3 protein-coding genes are annotated in these 5,284 nt (G+C 43.5%); 1 reads left to right on the top strand and 2 read right to left on the bottom strand.

Features of this window, described 5'->3' with window-relative positions; genetic code table 11:
• Nucleotides 1-182: GtrA family protein (locus Q0R35_RS03670; protein ID WP_295614581.1), on the top strand; the 182-nt coding region annotated here is incomplete at its 5' end.
• A 186-nt stretch (nt 183-368) separates the two neighbouring features.
• Here the strand turns inward: Q0R35_RS03670 and Q0R35_RS03665 are convergent.
• Nucleotides 369-2,786 (bottom strand): hypothetical protein, encoded by a 2,418-nt coding sequence (locus Q0R35_RS03665; protein ID WP_295614579.1) that lies wholly within the window; start codon nt 2,784-2,786, stop codon nt 369-371.
• A 179-nt stretch (nt 2,787-2,965) separates the two neighbouring features.
• The gene (locus tag Q0R35_RS03660) at nt 2,966-4,081 is read right to left on the bottom strand and encodes a hypothetical protein (protein WP_295614577.1); all 1,116 of its coding nucleotides are present in this window, start codon (nt 4,079-4,081) and stop codon (nt 2,966-2,968) included.
• Nucleotides 4,082-5,284: the final 1,203 nt, after the last annotated feature.

The following is a 5,284-nucleotide window of genomic DNA, read 5'->3' as shown; positions in this document are numbered from 1 at the left end:
AGTTTACTTTAGTTTGTACGGCTGGATTAATTCTGAATGCTTTAATTGTCAATTTTTTGTTCGATATCGGGCAGATTGACGAATACTTAGCTAAATTAATCGCGATCGTGATGATTACATTCCTTAACTTTTGGTTGAATGCGAAGCTCCGTTGGCGAGTAACAGATACCGATAAAGAATAGCTCTGACGGGAGAGTCATTGTCTGAACTATGATTAAAATGATTGAATGATGGACTTTGATGGACTGCTATCAAATAATCTTAGTCCATCTATAGAGATCGCATAAATCATAGTTGGCGATGGTACATTCTTTATCGAAAATTATCTAAATCCTTCAAATTGTGTCTCGCCGTAACGTGGAATTTACCTAAAATCCATAGCGAATTGAGATGCTAACAGTATTATCTTTATAAACATTAGCAGTTGGGCCGAGGGTACGCCGAAAATCAATTTCCGCAGCGTTCCAGCCTAAATAGATCGCTGAATCGGAATTAGCATCGAGTTCGTAACTGAGATTTGCACCAAAAGGATTGGTCGAAATATTCCGATCGAAGACGCTAACAAATCCGCCGACTTTCAGCTTGTTGGTAACCTTCCAACCGATATTAAAAACAGTTTTATTTTCGACCGACTCCGGTAATATATTACCAAAAAATTGGGTACCGCCGACTGAAATATCGCCAAAATTCAGGGCAAGCCCAGCATTGACATAGCTTTGGGCGGAGCGGACGGGCAACGATTGAAGGGTAATCGAGCCATCGACAATATAGCTACTATTAAACCCTAAGACTAGACTATTGCGCGGATTAGAGCCGAGTTGGATCGATTGAGTGCCACTAGCAGACAGTTGGCTGGAATATTCAGGATCGGGATTGAGATAGCCGATACCTGCAAAATTCAGACTCAAGCCACGGGGATTGACGATCGCATAATCGGTACCGATATAGGCTTTAAGATTGGAAGTAGTTTTCGGCTGAAAACCAGCATTGACAATCGCGCCAGTATAATATCGCCACAGGCTATTTTCGTTGAGATTCGCGCCTGTAAAACTAATATGCGGATAATAATCGGTGCGCTGACGGATGGTGTCGGTATCGACTCTAGAAACATCTCGATTTAATACCGTGACATAACCTTGCCCGTAGGCATTTTGCAAGCCACCAGAATTAAAGCCAAAATTATTCAGCGTTACCGCAATTGGCACATTCCCGCCTTCACCACCGCCACTAGTCACGATCCGGGGTTCGCGGATGGTATTATAGCGATAATCGCGGCTAAATTCTCGCTCCACAACGGGGGACATGCCCACCCAGAGAGCTTGATGGCTGGCTCCGGGGGGAACCTTAGGATCTTTACCGAAACTGGCTGCATAGCCCGTCCCGGCCTGATATACGGTCAGGCTATTATCGGGAATGCGGATGGCACTGGCAACTTGATAGAGATTGGGGTTGACGACAATGCGCGCGCCCGGTTCGCCAGGGGCGATACTGCGGCTAAATGATGGTAAGATTTGCCCGATCGCATTAGTGAGGGCATTGACTAATTGATTCCGATCGCCGTTAATATAATTGAGCGATCGGACGGTGCGTTCTAAGGTCGATTCTTTACCATTAGTTGCAAAGTTCTGCTGCATCCGGGTGTAGTTTACCGCTAGCCCAGTTTTAAAGTTCTCCTGACGTTCGCCAGTCAACACTTGGGGTGGAGAACCTTCGGGGGGATTGACTAATCCGATCGCGGGAATAGTTAAATCGATGCCAAAATTCTGTCCATTCGCACCGCCTTGAAATCCTGGTTCCCGAATTGCTGCTGACGATGCTGCCGAAACTCGATCGCCAAATTGAGAGGTAACCGTTATGACTCTGGGCTGTAACTTTCGATCGAGATCGCTCTCACCAATGGTAATGCCCGGTATGTAGGTGCATTCGCCGCCAGAACCATCGAGACAGTTACCAATCAGACTGATTTGTTGGCGGACTCCTAGTAAAGTTTGGTCTTTGGCAACAGAAACGTTAATTTCCTGATATTGGGCGACGGTACTAATCCCTGTCGATTCCATCTCGGTAGAGACGCGAACTACCCGATCTGTGGTGACACTCTGGACATTTTTGGCTCCAATCAGCTTAAAGATATTGAAACTCAGATCGGTATTGCGAAAATTCCCGGTTTCAAATCCGGTGACGATGGCGGTATTGGTAAAGTGCGAAATCCGATTGCCATTAATAATAAATTGCGTCGAAAACGGATCGACAACTCTCGGATCGAGAACTTTCGGCTCGATAATAAAGCGCGAATCTTTAACCGCTGCTGGGTTAGTCGGCGATGTCGGCGTATTAGTTGATGGTACGGCGGGGGTATTATTTGGCGAGAACAGCAATCCTGGTGTCAGCACCGAATTAATCGGCACGATCGGACTACTCCGAGGGATTAAGTTAGGTAAAATAATCGGTACCGACAGTATTGGAGTCGCACCTGTGGGCAGAGGAATCGTAACTTGGGCGACTTTGTGCTTGACTAGCGGCGGTGATGTGGGTTTGTCGGTGCTTTCGTCAGCTTTAGCTGGTGCTGCGGTAGCGTTTTCCGGTGGAGTCGATGCAACGATATTATTACTGACTGTTGGCGCAATTTCTTCAGTAGTCGATCGATTTTCGGGTAGGGAAGCTTCAATAATCGGTTGAGTTTGCGCGTTAGCACTACTAGCCAGCAGTAAATACCACCCCGATATTGCGATGCAATAACAGACTAATTTATAGTTGGTTTGATAATATGCGAATAACTGTGAATACATATATGAATTACAGATCGAGGCTCTATCCAGCAGCTTCAGCACCCAATTGGAAAAGACACCCATCCTAGTTCATCGATTCGGTTTTACCCGCATCGCACAAAACTAAAGATGGGTAGGTTGTTTGTTATCGACAAATACTGTGTCGATGTAGCCCATTAACGAGCTACATCGAGCCTTACCTATTTGTTGTTTAAAGGAATAAACGATAAACCAGCCGAAGTACCTTTGTATTCGTACTGGACTTTAGTATTGTTGATATCGTTTACACCAGTGGTTTTGAGGGTGTTGTCAGTTGTAGCACCATTTTGGCTGTTAACATTACTGTTGGTAGTATTGTCATTGGTGTTAAATTTGTCGTTTTTAACAGTGGTACTACCAACATTGCTAGTGGTGTTGTTGTTAGTTTTCAACGAGCTGTCTGTGTTGTTGTTGGTGTTGAGGTTGCTAGTAGTGTTGTTATTGGTCGCAAAAGTATTGGTGGTATTGTTATTGCTATTAACGTTGCTAGTAGTGTTGTTGTTGGTCGCAAAAGTACTGTTGGTGGTTTTGGTTGTGCCACCGCTGCTACCAGTACCAACAGTAGCATTAGTAGTAGTACCTGCGGGAACGTTACTTGTGGCAACGCTAGTGCTACCAACGCCAGTGCTGTTACCAGAGCTGCTACCGTCGGTGCTTCCCTTGGTATCAGTGAGGTTATTGGTAGCTGTTTTGTTGTCGGTAGCGTTATTTACAGTACCTTTGTTATCGGTGAGATTATTGGTAGCGGTTTTGCCATCGTCGAGGTTATTAACACCCTTTTTGGTATCAGTCAGGTTGTTAGTAGCTGTCTTGTTATCGTTGGCAGTAACGTTACTGTCGTTACTGGTAGTAGTATTTTTGGTCGTACTAGCTTGAACGTTCGATTGGTTGAACTGAGACGTGTTGAAGTCGCGTTTATCACTAGTAGTAGCTACCTTGCTAACATCGCTAGTACTTAAATATGTGAAACTTACAGGCTGGCTAAAACCTTTAGCACTGGCAGTAGTACCAAAGAATGTGTTGGCAGTTGAAGAGTTTGCTTCAGCATTAGTTTCGCCAGTTGCTACCGCAGCAGAGAGTTCTCGCACGCCAGTACCACCACCAGTAGCATTACCACCAGGCACGATTGAGAAGCTACCATCGGATTTGCCTTCAAATTTGATCGATACCGCAGCCGCAGTCGTACCAGTATTGGTGACAGGAGCAGCTTGAGCGACTAATGGGAAGAATACCGAACCAGCAGCTAGAGCTAGAGAGAGTTTAGATTGCAAATTCATAGTTTTGTTACAGCAATAATCGCCGTGAATAGAGTACGATCTCAATACAAGTTTTAAATGAAGTCGGACTCGTCAACAACAATACTCAAGCATAATGGTTGCCAGTCTAGGACTCAATACCATTTGACTGATAAAAAGTTGGCGGGTTCTTTTTTTTGCCAGCAACGTTAGCTGGAAAATAATTTTGTCCCCATCGAGAGCTGAAGCTAATTTAATAGCATTCGATCGATCTAAATTTCAGAATTGCAAAACTAAGTTTGTCAATCTTAAAAAGTCAATCGATAGCATTGCCAGAATATCGCCACAGCTCAACCTTTGCCATTAATTTCGAGCGTAAAATTTAACTGCCTTTACAATAGATCCGTGTCGATCGATAAAAATAATGATTTTACTTGTTGTGATTTGTTTCTGACAACTTCAATACATTCATCATACGATTTCAATTGAAATTTGACAATACCTAAATTGTACTTTAAGCCATTATGCTGATCGATCCCCCTGATGTTTACACGATTTAGCCGTGTCAACTATCGTACCTTTGCGCTATGTGCTATGGCTAAATCGTTAATAGATGCAGTCAAAATGTGATGGCGTAACGGTTCTGTTTGGCGCAATCCTGACAGATGACATTAAAGGTCGATTTTAATTTTCTCAGTGTTAATTTATACAATTCTGATTGAATGCATTTTTAAGTTAGGTGGTTCCGAGCCAATCGCGCGATCGGAGTGACTGAAAGTTGCTCTGACAATTAATACAAAAAGATGATGAAGTCCAAATCTGCCGATATTTTTTACATGACAATTAAACTACAGATGTATCGGTCACCTGGTTACAAACAGGGAAGTAAAAAAAATTGAAAACTAGTATTTTTACCGAACTAATCTTTCCATTACAATTTATGCCCGCTCGGTCGAAAAAATGTCGTACGATCTGGCAAAGGAGGGTCGCTATTTACTATGTCCCTAAATAACTAGAGATTGTTCCACTTAAATATGCAAAATCTGGTGTAGAGATTTCTAGAAATCTCTACACCAGATTTTGCACCAGTACATAATGACTTAGGTACTATCTACACTTCCAATACGGTTCGGTTAGCTTCGTTTGAGATCTAAATCCCCCAACCCCCTCAAAAGCTTGCTCTAAAGTCCCCCTTTTTAAGGCTACGGTGTATACACAAGTCGGATAGACTTCGTTTCGAGATCC

Origin of the sequence: Chamaesiphon sp. GL140_3_metabinner_50 (genome assembly GCF_025361915.1) — a bacterium.
Lineage (GTDB): Bacteria > Cyanobacteriota > Cyanobacteriia > Cyanobacteriales > Chamaesiphonaceae > Chamaesiphon.
The sequence above is the reverse complement of the archived record's forward strand: the minus strand, read 5'-3'. Positions and strand labels throughout refer to the sequence as shown.